The 25,114-nt window shown below is 39.3% G+C and carries 22 protein-coding genes and 1 pseudogene; 5 read left to right on the top strand and 18 right to left on the bottom strand.

The genetic code is table 11. The annotated features are described in order from the left end of the window. Positions 1-197: 197 nt before the first annotated feature. Positions 198-1,382, bottom strand: coding sequence for a mechanosensitive ion channel family protein (locus ACR3I3_RS06960; protein WP_440951546.1), 1,185 nt, complete (start codon positions 1,380-1,382; stop codon positions 198-200). Between the two features lie 281 nt (positions 1,383-1,663). Here ACR3I3_RS06960 and ACR3I3_RS06955 point away from each other — a divergent pair, with 281 nt between their 5' ends. Further along, positions 1,664-4,339 carry a tetratricopeptide repeat protein gene (locus ACR3I3_RS06955; protein ID WP_440951545.1) on the top strand — a complete coding sequence of 892 codons (2,676 nt, stop codon included), beginning with the start codon at positions 1,664-1,666 and terminating at the stop codon, positions 4,337-4,339. 111 nt (positions 4,340-4,450) lie between these two features. Here the strand turns inward: ACR3I3_RS06955 and ACR3I3_RS06950 are convergent, their stop codons facing one another. From ACR3I3_RS06950 to ACR3I3_RS06920, 7 genes and pseudogenes are all read right to left on the bottom strand, one after another. Further along, the gene (locus ACR3I3_RS06950; RefSeq protein WP_440951544.1) at positions 4,451-4,963 is read right to left on the bottom strand and encodes a hypothetical protein; all 513 of its coding nucleotides are present in this window, start codon (positions 4,961-4,963) and stop codon (positions 4,451-4,453) included. A 90-nt stretch (positions 4,964-5,053) separates the two neighbouring features. Next, positions 5,054-6,631 carry a sensor histidine kinase gene (locus ACR3I3_RS06945; RefSeq protein WP_440951543.1) on the bottom strand — a complete coding sequence of 526 codons (1,578 nt, stop codon included), beginning with the start codon at positions 6,629-6,631 and terminating at the stop codon, positions 5,054-5,056. A gap of 71 nt (positions 6,632-6,702) precedes the next feature. Beyond that, the gene (locus ACR3I3_RS06940; RefSeq protein ID WP_440951542.1) at positions 6,703-7,764 is read right to left on the bottom strand and encodes an N-acetyltransferase family protein; all 1,062 of its coding nucleotides are present in this window, start codon (positions 7,762-7,764) and stop codon (positions 6,703-6,705) included. Between the two features lie 156 nt (positions 7,765-7,920). Beyond that, on the bottom strand, positions 7,921-8,577 hold the full coding sequence (locus tag ACR3I3_RS06935; protein ID WP_440951541.1) for a potassium channel family protein: 657 nt from the start codon (positions 8,575-8,577) through the stop codon (positions 7,921-7,923). After that, complete coding sequence (locus tag ACR3I3_RS06930; RefSeq protein ID WP_440951540.1) at positions 8,574-10,031, bottom strand: TrkH family potassium uptake protein; 1,458 nt, start codon at positions 10,029-10,031, stop codon at positions 8,574-8,576. The genes ACR3I3_RS06935 and ACR3I3_RS06930 overlap by 4 nt, the downstream gene beginning before the upstream one ends. A 125-nt stretch (positions 10,032-10,156) precedes the next feature. Continuing rightward, positions 10,157-10,438, bottom strand: a pseudogene (locus ACR3I3_RS06925) (sensor histidine kinase). Between the two features lie 11 nt (positions 10,439-10,449). After that, a complete protein-coding gene (locus tag ACR3I3_RS06920) occupies positions 10,450-10,788 on the bottom strand; it encodes a hypothetical protein (protein WP_440951539.1) in 339 nt (112 codons plus the stop codon). Positions 10,789-11,330: 542 nt separating this feature from the next. Between ACR3I3_RS06920 and ACR3I3_RS06915 the strand changes: the two genes are divergently transcribed. Next, positions 11,331-11,996 (top strand): DUF7662 domain-containing protein, encoded by a 666-nt coding sequence (locus ACR3I3_RS06915; protein WP_440951538.1) that lies wholly within the window; start codon positions 11,331-11,333, stop codon positions 11,994-11,996. Here the strand turns inward: ACR3I3_RS06915 and ACR3I3_RS06910 are convergent. The 7 genes from ACR3I3_RS06910 to ACR3I3_RS06880 all read right to left on the bottom strand — a co-directional run bounded on the left by ACR3I3_RS06910 (position 11,983) and on the right by ACR3I3_RS06880 (position 20,789). Then, a complete protein-coding gene (locus ACR3I3_RS06910; protein WP_440951537.1) occupies positions 11,983-12,891 on the bottom strand; it encodes an ABC transporter substrate-binding protein in 909 nt (302 codons plus the stop codon). The two genes, ACR3I3_RS06915 and ACR3I3_RS06910, sit on opposite strands and share 14 nt — an antisense overlap. A gap of 153 nt (positions 12,892-13,044) precedes the next feature. Further along, positions 13,045-13,188 carry a hypothetical protein gene (locus tag ACR3I3_RS06905; RefSeq protein WP_440951536.1) on the bottom strand — a complete coding sequence of 48 codons (144 nt, stop codon included), beginning with the start codon at positions 13,186-13,188 and terminating at the stop codon, positions 13,045-13,047. Positions 13,189-14,116: 928 nt separating this feature from the next. Continuing rightward, positions 14,117-14,263 (bottom strand): hypothetical protein, encoded by a 147-nt coding sequence (locus ACR3I3_RS06900; protein ID WP_440951535.1) that lies wholly within the window; start codon positions 14,261-14,263, stop codon positions 14,117-14,119. Beyond that, positions 14,260-14,559 carry a mercury methylation ferredoxin HgcB gene (gene hgcB / locus ACR3I3_RS06895; RefSeq protein ID WP_440951534.1) on the bottom strand — a complete coding sequence of 100 codons (300 nt, stop codon included), beginning with the start codon at positions 14,557-14,559 and terminating at the stop codon, positions 14,260-14,262. The genes ACR3I3_RS06900 and hgcB overlap by 4 nt, the downstream gene beginning before the upstream one ends. Continuing rightward, a complete protein-coding gene (gene hgcA / locus ACR3I3_RS06890) occupies positions 14,559-15,647 on the bottom strand; it encodes a mercury methylation corrinoid protein HgcA (RefSeq protein WP_440951533.1) in 1,089 nt (362 codons plus the stop codon). Before hgcA ends, hgcB begins: the two co-directional genes overlap by 1 nt. A gap of 561 nt (positions 15,648-16,208) precedes the next feature. After that, positions 16,209-16,700 carry a PGF-pre-PGF domain-containing protein gene (locus ACR3I3_RS06885; RefSeq protein WP_440951532.1) on the bottom strand — a complete coding sequence of 164 codons (492 nt, stop codon included), beginning with the start codon at positions 16,698-16,700 and terminating at the stop codon, positions 16,209-16,211. A 54-nt stretch (positions 16,701-16,754) separates the two neighbouring features. Further along, positions 16,755-20,789: a S8 family serine peptidase gene (locus tag ACR3I3_RS06880; protein WP_440951531.1), complete on the bottom strand. Its 4,035-nt coding sequence runs from the start codon at positions 20,787-20,789 to the stop codon at positions 16,755-16,757. A 240-nt stretch (positions 20,790-21,029) separates the two neighbouring features. Between ACR3I3_RS06880 and ACR3I3_RS06875 the strand changes: the two genes are divergently transcribed. Beyond that, positions 21,030-21,221, top strand: a complete 192-nt coding sequence (locus ACR3I3_RS06875) for a hypothetical protein (protein WP_440951530.1) — start codon at positions 21,030-21,032, stop codon at positions 21,219-21,221. Positions 21,222-21,566: 345 nt separating this feature from the next. Here the strand turns inward: ACR3I3_RS06875 and ACR3I3_RS06870 are convergent, their stop codons facing one another. Together ACR3I3_RS06870 and ACR3I3_RS06865 are read right to left on the bottom strand one after the other, a co-directional pair. Continuing rightward, positions 21,567-22,118 (bottom strand): hemerythrin domain-containing protein, encoded by a 552-nt coding sequence (locus ACR3I3_RS06870; protein ID WP_440951529.1) that lies wholly within the window; start codon positions 22,116-22,118, stop codon positions 21,567-21,569. A gap of 247 nt (positions 22,119-22,365) precedes the next feature. Beyond that, positions 22,366-22,590 (bottom strand): YHS domain-containing protein, encoded by a 225-nt coding sequence (locus ACR3I3_RS06865; protein ID WP_440951528.1) that lies wholly within the window; start codon positions 22,588-22,590, stop codon positions 22,366-22,368. A 271-nt stretch (positions 22,591-22,861) separates the two neighbouring features. Here ACR3I3_RS06865 and ACR3I3_RS06860 point away from each other — a divergent pair, with 271 nt between their 5' ends. Further along, positions 22,862-23,143, top strand: coding sequence for a hypothetical protein (locus ACR3I3_RS06860; RefSeq protein ID WP_440951527.1), 282 nt, complete (start codon positions 22,862-22,864; stop codon positions 23,141-23,143). A 237-nt stretch (positions 23,144-23,380) separates the two neighbouring features. Here the strand turns inward: ACR3I3_RS06860 and ACR3I3_RS06855 are convergent, their stop codons facing one another. Continuing rightward, the gene (locus ACR3I3_RS06855) at positions 23,381-24,184 is read right to left on the bottom strand and encodes a ribonuclease HIII (protein ID WP_440951526.1); all 804 of its coding nucleotides are present in this window, start codon (positions 24,182-24,184) and stop codon (positions 23,381-23,383) included. Between the two features lie 616 nt (positions 24,185-24,800). Here ACR3I3_RS06855 and ACR3I3_RS06850 point away from each other — a divergent pair. Then, entirely contained in the window at positions 24,801-24,929 is a 129-nt protein-coding gene (locus ACR3I3_RS06850) for a hypothetical protein (RefSeq protein WP_440951525.1), read from the top strand. Positions 24,930-25,114: the final 185 nt, after the last annotated feature.

The raw sequence follows: 25,114 nt of genomic DNA, 5'->3' as shown, positions 1-25,114 counted from the left end.
ACCAGCCGGACAACAACATTGCCAGTGTATAATTGCACCACTGTAAGCAAAGTAAGTATAAAAAGACTAGCTATGATACAAGGAGACACATTTCCAATATAAAAGTATATCCCTTGAAGCTTCCAAAAGCAAAATATTAACCAGATCATCTTCATCCGGCTAATGAAGGTCAACTATAAAAAAGAAAATAGAACATATTATTGTTCGATCTCATTGCTGACCCTGTCCAGCAGTTCCTTAAGTTCGATACTGACATCCCCGGCTTTTGAATCAAGGTACTGGAGGGATTTCAGTCTGACCCCATCAGTAGAAGTATCCCCTTCCTTTCCCAGAACTGCAATTACAGAATCCAGATCTTCCTTAAGCTCTACCTTCTGCCTCAGTAAAGAATCAAGAGCCTTTCTTTCTTCAGCCCTCAGCTCTTCATCAGATATCCCGTTGACAAGAGCCACAAAATCATTCTGCTTTTGATCCATATCTTCTATCATCCTGGAGATCTTCTTGGTGATCTCAGCTTCAATGGCTTTGCCAAATATGACATCCTCTGTCGTTACCTCAGTTACATATTCATAAGTTGCAGGTGGTTTGATACAAACCTTATCATGATCCTCAGGTATGAAAACAGTATCTTCAGCATATACCCTCTGGTTCATAAATGTCGGGGAAACGATCTCAATGTGGTCTTCATGAAGACTGTCGAACATCTTCTTTTTCAGATCAGAACGTTTGGTGATAAGGCTGGATACATCTTTCAAAAGACCTCCTACTTTATAGGTAACCGAGAAATCCCCAAGTTCGATCACATGCACAAAGATGTTCTCAAGTTCCACCTTTTCTGCCGCTTTGGTTAGGGCCTTTTCGATCCTGTCCCTTGAAACATTGTAACCTAATGAAACAGTGGCCGAGATAACTGTACCCGATGAACTTATGGTGGTCACAGGATTGGAGATAAGCTTCAGGTTAGGGATTGTAATGATATCACGATCAATCGATTGTATCTGAGTATGCAGGATACCAATATCAGATACCCTTCCAAACGTATCATCGATGCTGATAAAATCTCCAGCCTTGAACGGTTTTATTCGACTGAGCATTATCCCGGACATACCATTTGATACAAACGTTGTTGAAGAAAGAGCAATTGTAGCACCAATAAGGATACCTAAAAAGCTCAGCAACACCTGTTTCGTATTGTCTGATATCGGAAGACTAAGCACCAGTACGATGATCCCGATAAAAGAAACCAGAAGAAAAATGAACTGTTCAACGGTCTTTTGTTCCACGAATATCCGGGTCTTCCGAAAAATGAAACCCAAAGATGCCAAAAGGATAAGCGTACCTGCAACTACAATGATGCTAAAATAATAGTCCTCCAGTACCATAATATCCTTGACCCCCAAGCACAGAAGATAGAGACAATTAAACAATCAGTTAGTTTACAATTAGTTATTTCGCTTTTTCTTTATAAAAAACTGTTTGTAAAAAGCTACAAAAAAAACTCAATGGTGAGTTACGGCAATTCAAATTTTAGCTATATTTAAACCAATCCATAGCTCTTAAAAATAATAATGAACCGACACCAGAATAAAATACGAGAGTCAGAGAAAAGGCGACAGAAAATCGGAATAAACAAAAATTGATGCAAAATTATTTAAATACAAAAATGGAAGTAATATGTATGCATCTTGATTATGCCGAGAAGTGGATCAAAAAAGGAGACAGTTTCTTTAGTCTGAAAAAGTACGAAGAAGCAATTGACGCGTACGAAAAGGCACTTGAGATATATCCAAAGGATGAAGGGGCATTGGAAAGTAAAGGAAATGCTTATTTCAATCTCAGGAAATATAAGGAAGCCATAGAAGCATACAATAAGGTCCTTGAACTGAATCCGGAACTTGAAGGCATCTGGATGAACAAAGGAAATGCTTCCTTTAACCTCAAGGAATATGATGAAGCAATTGAAGCGTATGATCAAGCAATACAGATATATCCGGAAAATGAAAATGCCTGGATAAACAAAGGAAACGCTTTTTTTAATCTCAAAAGATACGAAGAAACAATTGATGCATATTCTAAAGCCCTGGAGATATACCCTGAAGAAGAAACTGTCTGGATTAACAAAGGAAATGCATTATCACACCTGAAAATGTACGAAGATGCAATTGAGTCTTACAATAAGGCCCTTGAGCTGAATCCGGAATCAAAAAATGCATGGGAGAACAAAGGAATTGCATATTCCCGTCTGAAAAAAGGCGATGAAGCAATAGAGGCATTCAACAAGACGCTTGAAATAGACCCTGAAAATGAAGAGGCGTGGGAAAGTAAGGGCAATACACTTTATGATCTTGGAAAATACAGGGAAGCAATAGAGGCATTCGAAAAGACCCTTGAGATAGACCCAAAGGACGGTGCGACATGGGCTAAGAAGGGTAACTCACATTTCGATCTGAAGGAATATACAGAAGCAATAGAAGCATTCAATAAGGCCCTGGAAATTGAACCCGGAAATGAAAATGCGTGGGCAAAAAAAGGCAATGCACATTTCGACCTGAAGGAATATACAGAAGCAATAGAGGCTTTCGATAAAGCGCTGGAGATCGATCCAAAGGACGGAACAATATGGGCAAGCAAAGGGAATGCTTCCTTGATCCTGAAAAATTATGAAGAAGCTACCGAAGCATACGCGAAAGCCACAGCTATAGATCCAGAAAACGGGATAATATGGGCAAGCAAGGGGAATGCATCCTTGATTTTGGAGAAATATGAAGAAGCAGTCCAGGCATATGAGAAAGCCACAATGCTTGACCCAGATAATGCAACTATCTGGGCAAGTAAGGGAAATGCCCATACCAAACTGAGCCAATATGAAGAAGCCATAGAGGCATACGATAAGGTCACAGACATGGATCCAGAAGATGAAGAAGTATGGGTCAACAAAGGAAATGCATACTTCAAACTTGGAAGATACGAGGAAGCAACCAAGACATACAACAAAGCACTGAGTCTTGACCCGAACGATGAAATAGCATGGACCTACAAAGGGAATTCGTGCTCGATCCTTGAAAGGCACGGGGAAGCAATTGAAGCATATAATAATGCTACAGAGATCAACCCTGATTCAAAGGATATCTGGATCAGCAAAGGAAATACACTTTTCACTCTAGAGATATACGACGAAGCAATTCAGGCATACGACAAGGCAATTGAGATAGATCCGGGATTAGAGAGCGTCTGGATCAACAAAGGTAATTCATATTTCTGCCTGGAAAGATACGAAGAAGCAGTATATGCATACGATAAAGCCACGGAGATTGATCCGGAATCTGAATTCGTCTGGTCGAATAAAGGTAATGCTTACACTTATCTGAAAAGATATGAGGATGCAATAAAAGCATATACCAAAGCCTTGGAACTAAAGCCGAAAGATAAGAATGCTTGGGCCAACAAAGGAAATGCATATTCATACCTGAAATCATATGATGACGCGATCGTAGCTTATGAGAAAGCCTTGCAGATCGATCAGGAAGATGAAAAGACATGGATCAACAAAGGAAATGCATACTCACAATTAAAGAAATATGAGGAAGCTATCGAGGCATATGAGAAAGCACTTGAGATGAACTCGAAAGATGAGAAAGTGTGGATTAGCAAAGGAAATGTCTACTACCATCTGAAGAAGTACGAAAAAGCGATCGAGGCATACAACAAGGCCCTTGAGCTGAATCCGGAATCCGAGAACGTATGGACCAACAAAGGCAACGTATTCTCCCACATGAAGAAATTCGAAGATTCAACTGAAGCTTACAATATGGCCCTGAAGATAAATCCGGAGAACGTGGCCTCTCACTTAAATTATGCAAATACATTAAGAGAGAACAAGAAGTTCAGTGAGGCTGAAACCGAAGTAATGCTCGTACTTCAGATGAACCCGTTAAATTCATTCGCATTAGGAGCTCTTGGAGACATCCTTTCAGATGAAGGCTATTTCGAAAAAGCGATCGAAGAATATGAAAAAGCTCTTTTAAATTCAGAGGAGATGCACCCGTCCTCGATCTCGGAGATCTATAACAATATGGGCAGAGCATACGGAGAACTGGAAGATTACGAGAAAGCTGAGAAATATTTCCGGAAGGCCCTCTCAGAAGATGAATACAATGTAAAAGCAATAAGGAATAGTAGAATTCTTGAGAAAATGAAAGAGTCGAGAGGTCTATTAAAGAAAATGTTCAGAGTTAAGCATTCAAATGAGCCGAAACCGGAGTTTGAACTTAGCAGTAGTTATGGCCTAATTGAGACAAAGAACCAGATCCATGAGAATACTCTTAAAGTTGAATATTGATACCCTCACTATTCAAAGAATAATTTGAGATATATTATACAAAGTAGTTATCAGATATATTCGGGAGATCTCTTAACCGGGATCTTCTAAATATCCCAATACAGGATTTTTTCAGGAGAGCATTTTTTTGAACATTCTCCTGAGAAGGACCTTTTTAAGAAGGAAATAGTCCTGAGTGGCATTCATAATAGCACGTTTTTCCAGCAGTTTTCGGTCTTCGGGCCACATTGACATTGCTTTTTCAAGCGAATCCATCAAAAGAACACGTTTTTCTTTAGGGAGTTTTGTTAGAAGAGACACACGAGTGGTCACAATCTTGAAAAGATCCTCTTCTGATAACTCCCCTTCGGCATCAAGCATTTTGCTGATTGCTTCCAGTCTTTGCTCATCCGGCATGCTATAGAAGTTGTTCAGTTGTTTGAATAATGCATCACATATTTCTTTTTCAGATTTTGAAGCAATATGCTTTATTGTTTCTGTAATGCAGCTGACGGCCTCTGCCTGCTCTTTGTATAACTTACAAACCGGACATTTTTCAAAATGCTCTTCGATAGAGCCGGAATCATTACCAATACATTCCTCACAAGCTTTTGCAAGCTCATCCAGCTTCTCTTCTGCAATCATAATTCAACAACTCCAATAAGAGGTTTGGATTATCTTTTATATATATTTGAGCAATTGGTTTTAAAATAATTTAAGAATTATATAAAAATGTTATTGACCCCATTTCTCCAAAGTGACCCGGAAAACACTTCCCTGACCTTCAGGATTGTCCTCAACTCCAACGCTCCCATCATGAAGACCAATTATCTTCTTTACAATAGCAAGACCCAGCCCCGTTCCCTTGATACCTTTCTTCGTGACACGCTTGAAACGCTCGAACAGTTCCGGCTTGTTCTCATCAGGAACCCCTTCTCCAAAATCCGTAAACGAAACCTTCCATTCGTCGCCGGAATCCGAGATCTCAATGATGATCCTTTCATTTTCAGGGCTGTATTTTATCGCATTGGAAAGCAAATTTGAGAACACATCCTCTATCATCGGGTTAGCCTTTGCAGGATATGAGCCCTGGTGTTCAAATTCAACTTCCATCTGTTTCTCTTCTATATTGGGACGGAAGTTGCCGATCACGCTCTCAATGACAAGAGCCAAGTCTATTTCCTGGAATTCAATGTCCTCAAAAGTATCCAGTTTTGCAAACCTTGCCGCGTTCTCAATCATGTCTATGAGCTTTTTGTTGTTGCGGTCAATGATCCGAATCATCCCCTGCTTCTTTTCATCATCTTCCATCTCAAGCAACAGCTCGGCATAGCCCTTGACAATACCTGCAGGGTTGAGCAGATCATGACGCATGATATCGGAGAACAGCTCCTTGAGCTCGTTCGAATGTTCGAGATCCTCCGCGTACTTCTTAAGTGCATCAATGGATTCCCTGCGCTGGATTAGCCTCCACAGGCCCTGCATCAAAAGTGTCAGCTGGCGAACATCAGAAGCATCATACTCCCCGTCCTTGTTGCCTACACCTGCGGTTGCAACGATCCTGTTACCTTCAAAAACCGGGACTGCCATATAGTTAGTGAGTTCCACGTGCCCTTCGGGATATCCCCTCTTGAGAGGATGAGGCATCATATAGTTGTTGATAATAACAGGTTTCCTCTGCCTTATCGGTTCACCCCAGAGGCCGACCTTCTTCACTTCATAGACGAATTTCCGGTCAGGAACAGTACACTCTTTCATCACACTGTTCGACCAGGTATGCATTGTAAGGACCGATTCGTCATCATTCAGGAATGCAAGATAACCGATCGTGCTACCGGTAAGCCTGACGGCTTCCTCATGAACAAAATCCGCGATCTCCTGCATAGGTGCATCCATCATCTGCTCAAGTTCCAAAAGCGCTTCAAGCCGAGACTCATCCAGTTTCAGTATCTCTTCAAGCTCTTTTCTTTGTGTGATATCCTCTATCATGCAGATACCACCGTGGATGGAACCATCTTGAGAAATATCGGGACTGCAATGAACCTCGATCTGTACAGACGGACCATCGGGGAGATCCAGATACTCATCTTCATAGCTTACAGAATCCCCGGAAAGCACTTTCTCAATACCAGATCCGATCTTATCATCATTAAAAAAGGACAACATGTCTGACCCGATGATGTCCTCCTTCTTTTTACCAAATATCGAGGCAGATCTTCCATTGCAAAGACTAACGATACCATCACGATCAAAATACATGATCCCCAGCGGGGATTTCTCAAAGATCACACGATATTCTTTTTCGGATCCCATTGAAACACTCCCTTTTTCATATTATGGAACTTCTGGTTAATGAAGATAAGCCATTTGTCCTTTTTGCATGGTCACATTATGAAATCGCGAACATCCAGATACAATGGATGAAGGTCCAAACTTTCGCCATCCAGGGACTTAGTGTACAAATTCCATACCTCTATACTGGGCTTTAATCTTTTGACTACCTCTGATACAGGATCATCATCAGTGACAAGGAATGCGAAAAAACTTCTTTGGTTCTCAAGCAGAGTGTTATTCAGATAATTGAGAAGATCGAGCATTGCATCAGCGTTTTCGGGTGCAAATGCATGATCGGTCATATCATAGATAGCGGTAAGCTCATTTTCTGCAGGTATCTTCGGCATACTGGTAAATCTATCAAGTAAATTGAAGATCAAACCAAGGACCCTCATAGAAGCGGGCTCCTTTGCATAGTAAAATTTCGCAAGCAATGATATATCCCATAAGCCAACGCATGCCACGATACTACTACCTGATGAGGCTACCCAGAGATATTCCATCCCATACCCCGGCATATTCTTCACATGCTCTTCAAAGCTCACCGTTGTATATGGTACAAAGTTCGATCTCCCTGAATTATAATTGTTTATAAGTTCCACAATTTCCTGAATATCATCCTTTGTAGCAAGTCGAACAGAATGATCCTGTGAAACTTTGACATTCCTATACACGGATACAACTTCAACCAACATCTTGTCCATTTTTTCATATCCATGTTTCCCAAAAAGAATATTTGAAGCCTCATTTGGTTCGAAGATGTAGCAATAGACATAGGATGCATTATTTTCAACAAGGTCCCTTTCGACCTCTTTTATCAATTTCCCAGCAATTCCCCTTCTCCGGAATTCCGGATGTATCATCACTTCCGCAAGGTATCCATATCGTATCCCTGATACGTCTTTTTTTAACGTCCATCCTATCCAGCCTGCGATCTGTCCATCCTCTTCAGCTATGACAACTTTCCAGTTATCATACAGCTTATACCGTGCAACGATGTCCGGACTTTTTTCCATCGCCTCTGCGATCCTGTCATTACCCTGTGGGCACAGTCTGTCAATTTCCAATAAAGCAGCATTGTCATTAGCTTCGAAAGGTCTTAGTACAATCATCGGCAACCCCCTGTTTTCCGATCATGGAACATAATAGTTCTTAACTTTCGAACCCCAGATCAACTCCCGGCTATATCCCCCGGATCAAATCATAGAGTCTGAACTATAGACATCTTATTCTCAAAAATATATAGAGATACTGGTACAAATTTTTAATTAGTCGAGATTCCTGCCCAGGACCTCGTTCACACTGCTGATCATATCTGCCCTTGTCACAAGGATAAGCTCATCCTTTTCAGATAATTTAGGATCCTTCTCAGCAAGGATGAAATCATTCTTACGGTATACACCAATGAAAGCACTGTTCTCTGGCAGCGGTATCTCGGACAATCGCATATCGATTATTTTTTCAGTTGCTATGACACTTATAAAACGCACATCATAACGCACCATATTACTAAGTTCAATTGCGTTTATTCCTCTGAGAACATCTGAAATATAGCTGGAAGATATGCTGGCTGGATTTATCATATGATAGAATCCAAGCTTGCTTGCGATATCCATGAACTGCTTGTCCTCTATCTTGAGGATGAGCTTCTCAACCTTAGCATCCCTGGCGATCAAGCCTATAAGAATGTTGTTCTGGTCATTTGGAGTACAGGCAACTACTGCATCTGCATTAGCGATATCCGCCTTTTCAAGGATATCTGGTCTTGTGCCTTCAGCATTTATAACCGTACAATCCAGGGTTTCTGCAAGTTCTTTAGCTATAGCTTCATCTTTCTCGATAAGAATGACCTCTCTGCCCTGATCGATAAGATTTCTGGTAAGGTGTATTCCCAGAGAACCAGCTCCGACTATAATTACTCTCATGATCTCACATTCCTCTTATTTTCCCTTTTCCTTCTCATCCATGTTCCCGGCATGAATAGCAATAGCAATGGAATTATCTCTATTCTTCCAAATAACATATCAAATATTAATACAAACTTAAGAACAATTGGCATTGCAGCACTAGTAGTACCTGTAGAGAGTCCTACGGTACTCAAAGCACTTGACACCTCGAACAAGGAGTTACCCATATTCGTCCCATAAAGCATGAAAATGAAAGATGATACAATAAGTATCAGCGTATAAAGCAGCATGAAGGTCACAAGATTGTATATCTCGTCGCTTTCTATTACATGATCTTCGATCTTTATAGGTGTAATAGCCTCCCTTGGAAGAAATAGCCTCAGCAATACATTATGAACCACTTTTAACAATAGAACTATCCTGAATATCTTTATACCACCTGCAGTGGAACCGACATTTCCACCCATCCACATCATAAATATCAGAACAGCTATTGATGCCTCAGATAAAATAGAAAGGTCCATCGTGGAAAAGCCTGCAGTAGTGATTGCTGAGATCACCTGGAAAAGACTTTTCGGGATTAGACCATAGCCCATGTTCTCACCTGCAATAGTAAAAGCAAAAACCATTGACCCCACAGTAATAAAGGTCAGGAAATAGCGAAGTTCCACATTTTTTAATACCTTCCCAGGATTCCTGAGAAGAGATGGATAAAGTACAAAACTGACAGCTCCCAGAAGGCATGATACACTTATTGAAGCTGGTACCAGGGTGCCCCCATATGCCCCTATACTTGCAGCACGTGTGGAAAATCCACCTGTTGATACACAGCAAAGTGCATGGCAGATCGAATCGAACAGTGACATCCCGCTGATCAAAAGAAGTACCACAGAGATCAATGTAATAATAATGTAGACCTTACCAAGTGTGCGGGTGGTGGCTATCACAGTTGGCCTTATCTTCATGTCCCCGTAGTTGGCCTTATAGATCCTCGAAGCTGTGGTTCCCGGACTAATCAGGACCGAGAGAACAACAAGGATAATTCCTATCCCTCCAACCCATTGACCCCAGGAACGTGAGAAAAGGAACAAGGGTCCGACATCCGGCGGTGCAACACTAAGCCCCGTTGTCGTAACAGCTGAAACACTTTCAAAATAAGCATCGATGAAAGGCATCCCCGTTGTAAGTGACATAGGGATCGCACTAAGGAAAGCTGAGATCGGGAAAACCAGTGCTACGATGATCAGGGCATCCTTTGCCTCAAGATCATAATCAGGGAGAGATCGATATATCAGATATCCAATGATGAAAACTACAACAGAAGTGAGCCCATAATCGACCACGCCTTCCATATATCCGAGTATAAGCGCAGCAATTGCAGGAACAAACAATACAAAAGCAAAAGCTATCAGGTAATATCCTATGTACTTTACTACAGCTTTAGGATTGACAGGAGTGTGTAGTTCGTACATAATTTATAATGCTTCTTATTAGATTATAAAATATATCATATTACTTTCATCTAATTTGAAGCATTTTTGTTATCAATAGCTACAAACTCCAACTCACTTGACTCAAGAACCTTCCGAAAATTCGTTCATGCTTTCCTCAATGTCACCCAGAAAAAACTGCCATGCCCATCGGGATTATCTTCCACACCCACTTCTCCGTTGTGTAGATCAGCTATCTTTTTTACAATGGCAAGTCTGAGACCGCTTCCCTATATAGCGGCATTCCCTACACGTTTGAAGCGTTCAAATACAAGGGATTTGTATTCATCAGGAACCCCATTTCCTGAATCCGTGAACTTAACATTCCATTTGTCGCCTGCATCTTCAATATCGATCTTTATATTGCCATTGTCAGATCCGTATTTCAATGCATTTGAGATTAATTGAAAAATACTTCTTCGATGACGGGGTTTGCAAGTGCAACAAATGTCCCTTCCGAGACAAAATTGATGTCTGAGCCTTTACAGCCTGCCTGATACTCAAAGTTGCCTATACTTTCACACAGCATATTTCCAATATCAATCGAACCGAGTTCCAGCCCATCGGTTGATTCAAGTTTGACAAGTGATGCAGCACTTTCAATAAGTTCTATCAGTTTTTTAGTACTGATGTCCATTTTTTTCAGCCACTCCAGCTTTTTGTCATCATCTTCACTAGAGATCAACAGACTGTTGTATCCATCTATAACAGTTACATTGTTCAAAAGATCGTGACGCATAACGTCTATAAAAATACTCTTTAAGTAGTTTTTCTGATCTTACACGTTCGGTAATATCCAGAATTACCCCAATTATACCAGCAACATTGTTGTTCATGCCCGTGAAAACGGATTTGTTGAAGATCACATTGCGTTTTGTATTATCACCTGCATAAACAACTTCGTACTCGTAGGCCTGTGTGCCTCTGTTCTTTATGAGCTCAGTATCCATTCTTTTATATTCATTCGCCTTATTAGAATGGCAGATAATAAAAGTATGCAGAAATAATTCACAATTTAAAGGATCTATGATGGATCTCTGAATACTCTTGAAAAAGAATTATAAAAACAACATTCACTTTTTTGTATTTCCAACTGATCCACCATGAACTGCCAGCCTGTAATAGCTTCTTGCTGTTGTAGCGAGAAATCTTGAACCAATAACCATAATTACCCTGAAAATAATCTGCTTTGAGTAGTGAAAGAGCCTGATCTGTGATCATCTTTTATCCGGTAAATGATTCATTTATTATCTGGTTCATTCAAATATGGTGGTAGATACAATGGGCAAATATTCAGAATTAGGGACGTATCTCGGAAATCAGAAAGGAACTCGAGTTCAACTCGATCTTTCAGAGATTGAAAGCATATTGGGTTTCCCCTTACCACCAGCTGCAAGGAACCACCCCGCGTGGTGGACCAATGACAAAGACCGAATTCATGCAATGGATGGATGGCTTGGCTATGGCTGGAAAGCAAAAGTGAATTTAGAAACTCAACGAGTGAGCTTCATCAACCCGGAAAACATCATCTATACAAAAGATAAATCCGAGGATTTTAAAACATCCACACCAACAAAATCACATGATTTCGAAAATAAAGCACTTGATGTAATGTCTGATTTTTATTCCAAAGAACTGGTTACAGGCCAATACCCGGGAATCCCAAAGTCTTCGGGTATGATGTCCCATGATAAAGAAATAGTTGGCTATGCACATTACCTTACGATGGATGATGATAAAGATCTGCCATCAGCAAAATTCCCGGTCATTTCTGAACATGTATGGTTACTGGAAAAAGCTGCCGCATTGCATAAGTTTCTGGTCTTTGGGAATGACCGCCGCGTTCCAGAGGACTGGTTAAAACAATACGGGCATCTCGTATATGATGTTGATTTCTTCTATTATAGCCATGAAGATGATAGATTGGAAAGGTTTATCTTAAAATGAGAAGAGTTGTAACATGTTGAGTATTAGGCTTTCCCGCACCTCTAGCGATCTTTTCCACCAGTTCATCAAGATCAATAGCATAAGCAAAAGCAAAAGCCTGTCTTATTCTTTTGTCATTAAGCTCCGTACATGTATTCATGTTGAAATAGAACTGATAACCCCAGAATGCTGGCTGGTGGACTACCCTTACATCAGGGTCTGATGTGAAACGATCAAGAGTATCAGGCGATATACCTGTGAAATCGATCTCACCCTGTTCAAAAGCTATCAATGGATCACTGACCGGAACAAATTCAACGGCAGTATCCGGTCCCCAGAAATTTTTGTTTCTCACGAAACGATATGTCCCATGCTCTTGGTTATATTCATCAAGAAGGAACGGACCAGTACCAATTACTGCTTCCGGCTCAAGGAAACTGACAGGATCTGAGATATTTCCATATATGTGCTCAGGTATGATCTTAAAACTCGTGAGCTTGTAAAGGAAAGTTGACACCGGCTGAGTCAATACGAATTTAACATTAGACGAATCCACAACCTGAACACTTTCTATAACACCAGCTTCAATTCCACCTGAAACCGGTACATTTTCCTGCTCATAATCGAAAGTAAATTTAACATCATTTGCCGTAAATGGTGCTCCATCGCTCCACTTTACACCTTCCCGCAGATAAAAGGTATATTCAGTTCCATCTGAATTGATTTCCCAGCTTTCAGCCAGCCAGGGAATTATACCAACTTCATCTCTTTCCACCAGACTGTCAAAGATTATACCTACCTTTGAAGAACCGGGACCCCTCGGATATATCGTGAATGGTTGTGGGTAACCATAATCCCCACCGCTCAGATAAACAACATCAACTTTCTTTGATCCTTCAGCAGTATTCCCAGTCAATGTAGCAGCCTGAGAGCTGTCCTGACCAATACAACCCGCTGTTGATCCTGAAAAGGCCTATGGATCATCTATTTAGTTAATCGTTTTTGAAAATAAGTTGTGGCAATGATATGTCGGGAGGATATATCAATGCCTGTAAATAAATGACAACTATTACTCAATTACTCTACGAGCGGAGTTTTCAAGAACAGAATGTGCATTGGTTTTTCCAACTGTTCCGTTGCTTAACCTGAAACCATGTAATGCATGTGGCAGAGGTGAAGCTGATACAACTCTAACTTCGATCTTATTTACCATAGTTGTTTCTCCTTTTGATTTAAGTATAGTATTTGTTCCTTTAGTTTGCCTTTTACCCCTACGATAGTAGGCAACCTATGTACTATTTTCTAATATATAAAGTTTTTTAATAATATGGGATTGCCATAAAGTTCTGTTGACCATCAACTATGTTATTCGAACACAAAGTGCTACATTTGAATAGAAATAAGGGACACAAAGTATCGAATCAAGGGCTTTGTAGAAATCCTCAACCAAGATAACACAAAAATTTGAAAATTTCAGGCTGTGCCGATGGCTCAAGAAACAGTTGAATCCATAGAATGCCTCATTAAAACCATGGAAAGGTTTTCGTCCAGAAAAGTAAATCTCCAAACATGTTCAAGGATGAAAGTTTGCATCATTTCCTTGTTATGCAGGTTTAATGAATCCATTTTTGAAAAGGAGAAACACCACCTATAGAGTTGATTTATTGGTTGTCCATGAAATCACCTATCCGTCAGGAAACGGAAATTGCCATTTAGACGGAACAACAGGATTACTACATACATTATTTTTTGCACAATGGGTAAGACTTGAACCCGGAATATTAATCAAAAATGATAACATTAGAACCAGAAATCATATGGAAACCCATCGGGGGAACTTATACCCCCATAGGAAGGGAAATACATCGCTTAATAACGAAATTCATAAATTGAAAATCAAGATTGAAGTGAATTTATTTTCGTAATTCCTTAAGAATTATATGATTCTTTATCTCTTCAAGAAACTTGCTTTCAGAATCTTTTTGACTGTAAATAATTAATTCTTCTTTTGCTCTGGTTACTGCGTACGCCTGAGTGGGATAGTTGAAATCAATTTCAGATGATACCATATATCAGCATGGTTTTCAAATGTGCATATCCTAAATACGGGGAATAGGAAGCGGGATAAATATCGAATTTCTTTAAGGATTAAATATGCTTGTCAGTTCTGGTGAAGCGTTTGCCACCCCATTTGTATAAGTCATGTACAATGGAAAAACCCTCTTATGATAAACCTCTCTTATCATTCCCATAATGTATTGAAGACCTGCATCCCTGTATATCTTCATTGGCAGCACCCATCGTCCTCACCACAACAACACGCATCACTATCCATATCCTTACCTCTGAGTGCTGCACTAATCATTGCCCACGCACATCCCACACCACTCTCTACTTCAATTGCCTGCACAGGACAATTGCCTGCACAAGCTCCACATTCCATACATGAAGCAGGACTTTTGAGTTCTACGTGTTCCTTTCCTTCGGTAAACACTCCATGAGGACAGACCTGTGTACACATGAGGCAATTGATGCATTTCTCAGGATAATATTGAAGGGTGTTCTCAAGATATGAGTTGAACATCAGATCACCTCCATTAAAGTGATAAACAGAATGATAAGAAAAAGTAGTCCCATACCTCCCATAATTGCCATGAACGGTACATATCTGAATATCTCTTTTTTGACACCGGTTCTTGAAGTGTAGGTTGTACATCCTGTAAAATTAAGGGCAAGATATGCAATCACTGCGGTCGGTATGAGGAAAGCGGACAATGCTGCAAGTATATTCTCCAGGGGTGACATCGCAGAGTTAATCATAGAATTCGTTGCAACAACGAATGCAAATGGAATCGTTACAATTCCTCCCAGTATCAGTCCCTTTGTACTGAGGTCGTGTGTCGGAATGAAAGGAAGCAGAACAGGGAACAGTACGGTTCCTGTGAATGCTGTGACGACCGCAATGAGTACTGCAAAAGGACCTACTAACAAGTAGAGGATGATTGCAGCAAGTAATGTTGGTTTGATTACATGAACCAATTCCACAGGAGTTAACACCAGCCTGTCCATGAATGTGAATCGGACCCTGCGCATTTCAGCTGTTGCGGTATGAGTCCTGAGATATTGCGGAAGGTCTTCGGCACGAACAGGTCCGTATTCGACCTTAAAACCAGACCTGCGTTTGACAGCATGTGCAGAGACTCCCGGTGCACTGAGTTGTGGTAAAATGAGATTTCGATGGTTGATGATCTTGTCAAGTCCTGACCATTTGATGCGATAGATTATTTCATCAGTACCGAATGTTCCTTTGCCGGCAGCACACCAGACGTTGATACCTTTGGTATCTATGACAAGGATATAACAGTCGATACCTGCAAGTGAACTGCGGAGTGCATCGAAACTGAGTGTATAATTCGCCGAGACAAAGACAGAAGAATCCGGAGTAGGGTTTCCCAGTTTATAGATTCCCGGACTTACAATGTGTTCTTCTCGTTTGACACCACACCGCCCAAGAAAATGATCAAACCTGTCACTGAAAGTGATCACACTTGCGGTCTTGCGGATCTCAGGAGGAGAGATGTTTCGGTCCAGATCTACCATTGTGATGAAACAGGATGTGTCCGTTCCGCTATCAGATGAGCAGCATGAACCTGTATCCCTGTCATTATTCATGTTATTTCTCCTTGTGATGATGAGGCATCAAATAGATTTGAACAAGATTAGTATAAGAGGAAGTTGCACATATATCTATTCGATAGATGAGTAAAAAGGTGTTATTTTTTGTTCAAAGCAGATAGTTATTTTTCTATCTTTTTGGGAGGGTGACTGGATGATGTGAGATCAGAATGAATACTTTTGCCTGGTTGCTACCATATTATCTCCTAAAACCTACTTACTACATAAAAACATAAAGTTGCATTTTTCTGAGTTACCCATATCCCCTATTCCATGTGCAGGGAGTAAGATTTGAACTCAAAGTAGTATAAGATAAATAAAAATAACAAGTGGCTTACAACCCCGTACTCCATAGCCGTCGAGAAGATTTATACATTAAAAATAAACAAGTGTCTTTCAAAAGGGATTTTCATCACATGAAGCGAATGCTAGTGCTGATAAGCCATTTAATCTCAATGACCATACCAGGAAGAGATTAGATATTTGGCCAATAACATTTCTGTTATTTCGTGATTGAAATGATATTTCAATTCAAAAAGAAGAAAAAAAGGAAGAAACTCAGTTCTTCCTTTTCCTGAACAGGCAAGCAAATATCAGGATGCACACGGATGTGACCATGGAAATTCCAGGGATGCTTTTTGATTCACTTACAGGAAGTTCCTCATATGACAAAACCATATCATTGCCAGAGTCATAAACCTCTTCCGCTGGATCAGTATTGTCTGTTACAGCCCCATCATCAACATCTGCTGCAATAGCAAATGGTGAGAAACCTGGAGTTTCTGCTTCGAAGTAGACGTATGAATCATCTTCACAAATCTTCCCGGTATTAAGAGCATTCCATTTACCCCCACTATATCGATAGAGTGATATTGAATTCTCATCAATACAATTCTCTGTCAACCAGACTTTTGCTACACGGAAAACTATTACAGGGTCAGCAATATTATCTTCAGTAGCAAATCCTGATTTACCAACCCAGATGTTAAGGTTGCTATAGACAAGTCCAGGAGCACTTTCTTCAACCATTGTAGATCTGTCCTTAAGCACTTCAATAGTCGTCGAAATCTTTCCGTAAGTTCTCAATGCAGAGAAGTTGATATACTAAATTGCATTCTGTTCTTCATCGAAGAGGTAACTGATATCAAGTCCAAATACGATGTCCTCTGTCTTCACATCCTTGAATGCGATGTTCTCGAAGGACTCGCCGGTTGCTCCACTTCCACCGCCACCACCAGAAGAGCCACCACTTCCTGATCTGGTTGTACTATCAGATGCTATTGAGAATGATGTGCTAAAAACTGCAGAATTGCCGGCATTATCAACAACTGTTACTAAAGCAGTGAAACTTCCAGAAATTAAGTCTGTAGCATTATAGGAAGCATAACTGCTTGTAATCTCCAGCGAATCATCAGCAATTACAACATCATCCAATTCAAAGACAATTGAACTGACGTTAATACCAGTTTGCTCATCACTATAATTGAACCGGATATCAACGGAAGTAGTATCTTTAGCAAATATAGTCCCACTTACAGGAGATACATTATCCATTACAGGAGCTATTGTGTCAGTTACAATAACCCCATAAGTTGAGAAATGATCCACATATGTGATCCAGCATTCTTCATCATTAACAATATCTATAGAAGTTGGACAGATCTCCCAAAGGTCTTCCGTTTCGTTGTAATAACGTATGGAAACGTCTTCTTTGCTAATTCCATCAAACAGAGTAACTGAACTTATCGGTATTGCAATCATGGCACCAGACATATTTTCTGAAAGACTGCCATCGAGTTCTACATTTATGAAGTAAAGTCCTACAGAATCATCTGTCAGATTGGCCATTGGTTCCTCGCTTTCTGTCACAATTATACATCCAATAGTATCAATTGTGGTGTTGAAAGTAATGATCGTACCAAAATTGCTACTATTGAATGATCCAGATCCGTTTGTGAATTCAATTGTTTCCATAAAGGCTGTAGAAATGCTAGAACCAATGTTGCCTGCAATATCGGTACCTTTTACAGTAACATTGAACATCTGTTCAGTACCCGGCTGGAAATATCCAGTCCAATTACCACTGTTCTTAACAACCTCAATTGCAACTGAATTTACTTCAACTGCAGGACATCCGGCAATAGTTTCGGAAGAAATTACAGAAACCATTCCATGAGTTTCATTATATCTGGAAACAGTTGATGAGAATTCTGGAGATACACGATCAACTAATATTAAAACATCGGAATTGATAGATTTCGAATTCATTGCATTATCGATGGTATTTGCAGTAAGCGTGTAGTGACCATCATCAGGTATTGATGAAAAGTCGAATGTTGCTGTCCAGTTACCATTGATCAGTTCTGCATTCATGCTCCTCTCATAGTTTGTAAGTACAGAACCGAGTGTGTACTCAACTGAATTCACATCTCCTGGAGTTCCTGATGCTGTTGCATTAACATTGATGGTCGAATTAGTATACACCACTTCATCCACAACATATGTGCCTGTAATGCTGTCGATACTGATTGTTGGATCAATTGTATCCAGCAGTATGGAAGTTGTGTTGTTTCCAACGTTGCCAGCAATGTCTGTTGCAATTACCGTAATTACATTCTCGCCTTCAGACAGATCAATTGTTGCAGAATAGCCATCAACGACAACTGTTGCAGCTACGCCATTGACTGTAACTGAATCAAGGTTAAGATCTATGAAAGTTCCTGTGATCGTCTGGGTACTATCATTGGTTGGAGTTGTTACAGCATCAATAGTAACCTCTGGATCAACTGTATCAACAAATATTGAAGTAGTGTTGTTTCCAACGTTGCCAGCAATGTCTGTTGCAATTACCGTAATTACATTCTCGCCTTCAGAAAGATCAATTGTTGCAGAATAGCCATCAACGACAACTGTTGCAGCTACGCCATTGACTGTAACTGAATCAAGGTTAAGATCTATGAAAGTTCCTGTGATCGTCTGGGTACTATCATTGGTTGGAGTTGTTACAGCATCAATAGTAACCTCTGGATCAACTGTATCAACAAATATTGAAGTAGTGTTGTTTCCAACGTTGCCAGCAATGTCTGTTGCAATTACCGTAATTACATTCTCGCCTTCAGAAAGATCAATTGTTGCAGAATAGCCATCACCGGCAACTGTTGCAGCTACGCCATTGACTGTAACTGAATCAAGGTTAGGATCTATGAAAGTTCCTGTGATCGTCTGAGTGGTAACATTGGTTGGAGTTGTTACAGCATCAATAGTAACCTCTGGATCAACTGTATCAACAAATATTGAAGTAGTGTTGTTTCCAACGTTGCCAGCAATGTCTGTTGCAATTACCGTAATTACATTCTCGCCTTCAGAAAGATCAATTGTTGCAGAATAGCTATTACCTGTAACTGTTGCATCCACACTATTGACTGTAACTGAATCAAGGTTAAGTTCTGTGACAGTTCCTGCGATGGTCTGAGTGGTAACATTGGTTGGACTTGTTACAGGATCGATGATAACTTCTGGGTCAAATGTATCTGATAAAATATAAGCATTCAATGCATTGACCAGCCCGTTACCATATACATAATCAAATCCCTGATCCCCACAATCTACTGTAGAAGAGCGCAGAACTTCCCGAACATCAGAAGCAGTCATATCAGGATATGCAGACCATACCTGAGCTGCAATTGCTGCGACATGCGGTGCAGAAGCACTTGTACCATAGAAAGGGGTTACAAAACCTACTCCAGTTACAGATACACCATCAATTCCTACTACATCGGGTTTTTGACGTAACACTTCTGAGGGGTAGCTTATCGTAACTGGCCCCTGTGACGAAAAGTATTCGATGTCATCATTACCGGGATCACCGGCACTTATAGCGCCCACTGCTATAACGTCAGGTACTGCAGGATGACCAAATATAGAATCATCAGAATTGAGATTATCTGTGTAAAGAGAAACCCCGTAGATATAAAGTTCAAGGATCTTTGCATCTCCAGAATATCTCTCCACAATAACTTTGGCCTCCCTGGTGTCATAACCATCATTTTCATAGTAAAACCCTTCAAGAGGATCACCATTTCCATCTTGAGTGATTACACTATATCCCAGAACTTCATCAGAATAATAATCCACGAGGTAAAGATCATAATCATTATCGGAAGAACCAAATTCATCATCCCATTGAAGAATAACGATGACGGATGCAGAAGGTTCAATATCAACATAAAGATCAGTAAATGTATCTGTTCCACTGCTAAAATCGTGCTGCCCGGGAGAATTAACATTGTCATAATACAATCCCTGATAATGATTATCGGCAGAATTTCCAGCAGAGGATACATAAACTAATTCATTGTCTTCTATCACCTGAGCAACATGCGATGCAACAACTCCATCCTCAAAGAATGGTTCAAGAATCCATCCAATATCATCAACGATCACAGTACATCCTTCGTCCACAAGTGAATCAATGGCAGAATTAAATGCTAATACATCGTTTCCCATATCATGAAAATAAAGTTCAGCACCCGGTGCCATGTCATGTATTATCTCGAGCATGGCAGTCCCTTCATCACCCCCAATTTCGTTGCTCAGAACAATTACATTGGTAGGAAGATCACCGGTGCTCTGAGAAATTGCCAGACTATCTACACCGTCTGAAATGACACCAATCTTTATGCCGGATCCATCTTGTGAGTAGTCTGCCCTGACGATGTCAGTCCTGTGGATGGAATCACCCTCAGTAACAACCGATCCTTCCCTCGTCACTGGTGGCATGACCGTTCTTATAGTGCGTACTGATCCAATATTTGCCAGTTCTTCCAGATCGCTAACCTCTACCCATGCAACCATAATGTTATTTTTACTATCAGTACCCGTTATCTCCCATACATATGGCTCAACAGTACCAAAGTCAGATGATGGATTTAGATATATATAGACATAAACAAGATCATCAGAGATCTGGTAATCAACAGTCCTGGAAATATAGTTGGCAGAGCTAAAACCATTTGGAACTTGTACCTGTACCTGACCGCTTTTGTCCTCATTAACCAGCTCAACTAGATCACTGCTCATTTTCTTTTGGGCATCTGTAGCTGGTTTAAAGTCTCCCAGATAGGAGTCTGTATCTACCATAGAAACAGACCTCACATCCCGAACACTTTTAATTGAAAGATCTTCTTGAGTATCTATACCAGTAGCATAGACACCTCCAGCAGAACACAATATCAATAGAACGATCCCCATAGAGATGAGCAAATTTTTTACATTCATCTTTTACCTACCCTCAACAACTATTTATTAAACACTTGATTTATATTTTCAATGTATAGGAACAATGGGGTAATTGTTCCATAACATAAAAATGGAGAGCATATGGCAAAAAAAGAGTCATTAAATGCTTTTATATATAATTCTTTTAGCATATTTGTAGATATAAAAAACAACAAATTGAATGTAAAAAATATAATACAATACAGTAAAACAAAATATAATTTGATGATGAAAACTAACTTTGTCTACAAATTTACGGCAACTATGCCGCAAGTTCAGCATGGGAGAACATGAAGAATCATTAGGAAAATTTTTTGAGTTGTACTGATAAAATAAGAAGTACTTTTCTTTCAAGGCAATCTGAATTCAAGGTGCATAAGACATCAATGAGATATAAATAAGAAAAGAAAGAGGGAAGTTTAACCCCCTACATCATAGCCGTCGGGGGGGTGTAAGTTTTCGGACCCAAGTCAAACATTTATCGATCTTATTAGGAGCATTTGATTGATACTTACTAATTAGTGCACGACAAATAAAAGGGTTTTCAACCAGCAAAATAAATCTACAAAACAAAAAAGTTCATCCTATATACATAGGATAAAGAACACATCTGAGTGAATTCAACTGAACATAGCTGAATTAAGACTTTACATAAACATCTTTTAGATTATGAAGAAGCTTATGGAACTCTTCATGTTTGCCTTCACCTATTTTCTCGATCTCGACAATCTCAAATGATTTAAATAGATCTTCCTGAATTTCCGGAGCAAGATGTTTATCTGCCAATGGGAAGAGTTTATTGTCCTCTTTATCTATATGTTGACTCAAAAGTTCAACATAATCCCTTGAGTTTTTGACTATTGTTGAGAGAGCTTCAGAGTCCATCTTTCCAGAGACTGCTTCACTTATCATTCTTACATTTCGTCTTCCAGTTTCATGTTCTATAAGAAGAGAATCAATAATTACTGTTGATCCGAGAATCTCTGCCTTTTTCATTGCAGGGAAAAGATATTCCTCTTCCTTTGTGTGGTGGCATTTGTCAACAAACACTTTCAAGAATTCAACAACATTTTCAAGATGCTCATGTTCTACCTTATTTCCAGATTCGATATCAACACAAATGCCATCCAATATCTTCAGCATCAATTTAACAGCATGGTGTTCTTCTTTTAGATCATCAGTCGGCTTCACCTTATCCCCCTTTATCTTTCTAGCAAGCCCTATACCCAGTTCTCTTACTTTGCTGAAATCATCCCTTCATCTTTTACATTCCCTGCACCCAAAAAGTTGATATTTGTTGGTTCAAGGATTTAAAGAATTGGTCAAGTGCACCTCCACCAATAACCCTATTGTTTATATCATCGAGTAATTCAACAGTGTTAGATCTATAATTCCCATAAATTACCACTACCAAATATCAATATGCACATTCTGATAATTAGCTAACTAAATGTACTTTTTCTGGATTTTCATCGAACGTTTTCTTGCATGAAAGAGAACAAAAATAGTAGGTTTCTCCTTCATATTCACTTTTGAACTTTGCAGTCCTTTTATCAATTTTCATACCACACACAAAATCCTTAACTAACTCCACAGTTGAATCTGTAGATTCCATAATGTTACCACTTCCTAACAAGTCTTCTCCAAACTCGCCTCTTGCCACACAACCCCCATACCCACATAAGATATTAGTTTCAAGGTAAAACAGATTGTGTGTGGGAATAGTAGGGGGGTAGTTGATTTTTGTGCAAATTAGGGTGTCAAAGGCAGCCATCGCTACTTGCCAAAAATCTGTCCGCTGCTACTCCCATATAATGGATGGATTCCAGAGTTAATACGAGTATTGGTTTAAGATTCCAAAGTCCCATAATAGAGGAAGTGTTCTTAGTTAAAGAGGATGTGAATTAAATATTTCCAAATCATTCAGTATCAATATGGCAAAAAGAAAGAAAGATACGAGTGAATACGAATTACCCGATATTCAAAAAAACGCCCTGGATAATTGGATAACGTTAAATATACTCCCACAAAGTAGATCAAATAAAAATTACACCAGTTATGCGCTTAAACTTCTTTTTGAACAAACACCAGATGGTTTCTTCATCACAAATAAGCAGTTTAAAGAAGCGATGATCAGATGTGATTTCTCACCTGTAAATCAAAATAAATTAAATTGGGATTTTCGAGTTTCTCTAAAATCTTCAGAGTTGAAATGATCTAAATGAGGCTATAAACCTAACATATTCTGCTCTACCATTCAATCATCTCCAATTTGATCCTATTTGCCGTTTTGGATCTTCTTTTTTGACTTAGCGTCCCCATATCTCGGATGCTGTCTTGAAGTGCATTTTTGCAACTTCGTGCAACCTATCCCTGCCATACTTTTCAATGAACTTTGCACCAACCTTCTTGACCTTATCCGATGCACCCTTTGGGAATGCTCCGATATACTTCTAGTTCATTTCCTGTATAGCCTCAAGGAAAGCTGCACGTGCAAGGATTGATGCTGCACCCACTGCAATTGACTGGTCTTCTGCTCGGGGTATCTGAACAGGCTTCACATCGATGTTCCATTGGCGAAGTTCATCCTCTACCATCTTATCGTGGTATGAAAATTTATCAATTATGATACTATCGCCCTGCTGGTACAGGTCTCTGATTGCACTTACATGGTTTACGGTAAGTATAATGTTCAGGTTCTGAACATTTTCATAGTATTTATTGTATGCAACTGGTTCAAGGATCTTCACGGAGAACATATCAGCTGAAATTGAGCTCTTTATCTGCTTTGAAATAGAAATGTTCTGATAATCGGTCAACTGTTTGCAATCCCTGACACCGATCCCCTCAAGGATTGATTCAATTTCTGGAGTGGTCTTTACTGCAGCTACCACAAGAGGACCAAAGAAATCACCCTTACCGGATTCATCAGAGCCAATTACACCATGTCCATTTGTAACAGCCAAGTTTATAGATGATGTTAACTTTTCTTCGGGAATTGAAATGTTCTTATTATTAAGTGAAGGTACTACACCTTCTATGAGTGCAATACGTATTTCTTCTGCTTCAGGTGATGTGCCTAACTGGGATAGATCAACTTTAATTCCCTTCTTTCCATCGTATATTCTTATTACGCGGGAAAACTGTTTCTTTGATACGCTGAACTGAATACCGAAATTGATTTCCTTTGGTGTATCTACGTCAAACCCTGGAATCAGGATTGATCTTATCTCATTGTACTTGTCAGTTATTTTCATCTGATTCCCCTTATTATTGGTTCTGTAGAAAAACTATCAAAATCACCATCAACAGATGAACATAGGAAATAATCATCAATATCTGCTATACATTTTGAATTATTGTTAACTTAAATTCTTGTCAAAATTTTGAGGAATTCTACAAAGCCAAAATTAGACCAGATTTTAATTAACTACATTATGGTAAAAATAACCAATGGCTAGTTAATCCTGTAATAAGAAAGCCTCAGGCGGACTATTAACCACGTGTTGAGAGTACCGTGTCACTGCCTTGAAAAGGACATTTTAATTTACAATTTAACTCTTGTATGATTATTATTAAAAGGTTTTGTTAAGGCTGGGACTGGTCAAAAAAATGTTCATTGGAAGAGAAACAGTTGTTGAAATCACCATGTCCGGAAAGATTGCACGAGGCATGATCATGGATTGAAAGTAATAACTATTCAAAATGAAAATCATACACTAAAAAGTGATATACATTCATTATTTATAAGGCCCAACTCCTTTTAGTAGAACTTTCTTTTTCAATTTAAAAGAGTTACATTTATATCAATTGTGCTTATTATCTCAAAAATATATTATGTAGTCATATTATTTTTTGAAGTGGTGAAGTATAATGAATAATGCAATAATATTGAATGAATGTATTGAAGAATTTAAAATTGCCAATGAATTAGATGTTGAAGATAGCGAACTTTTTGAAATATTCTCATTGTTGTTTATTACTAGTGACCTTGATACATAATATTCAGATATTGAAGATAGTATTGTCGATGGAAGTAATGATGGTGGAATTGATTCATTTCTTATTTTAATAAATGATAAAGTCATAACTGATAATGATCAGCTTGAAGAAATCAAATTTTCTAAAAAAACCCAAATTAAAGTATATATTTCCCAATCAAAGCGCGAAACTAGTTTTAAAGAAGA

The organism is Methanococcoides mangrovi, assembly GCF_052057775.1.
Lineage (GTDB): Archaea > Halobacteriota > Methanosarcinia > Methanosarcinales > Methanosarcinaceae > Methanococcoides.
Note: the sequence above shows the minus strand (reverse complement) of the source record. Positions and strands in the feature narration are given on the sequence as shown.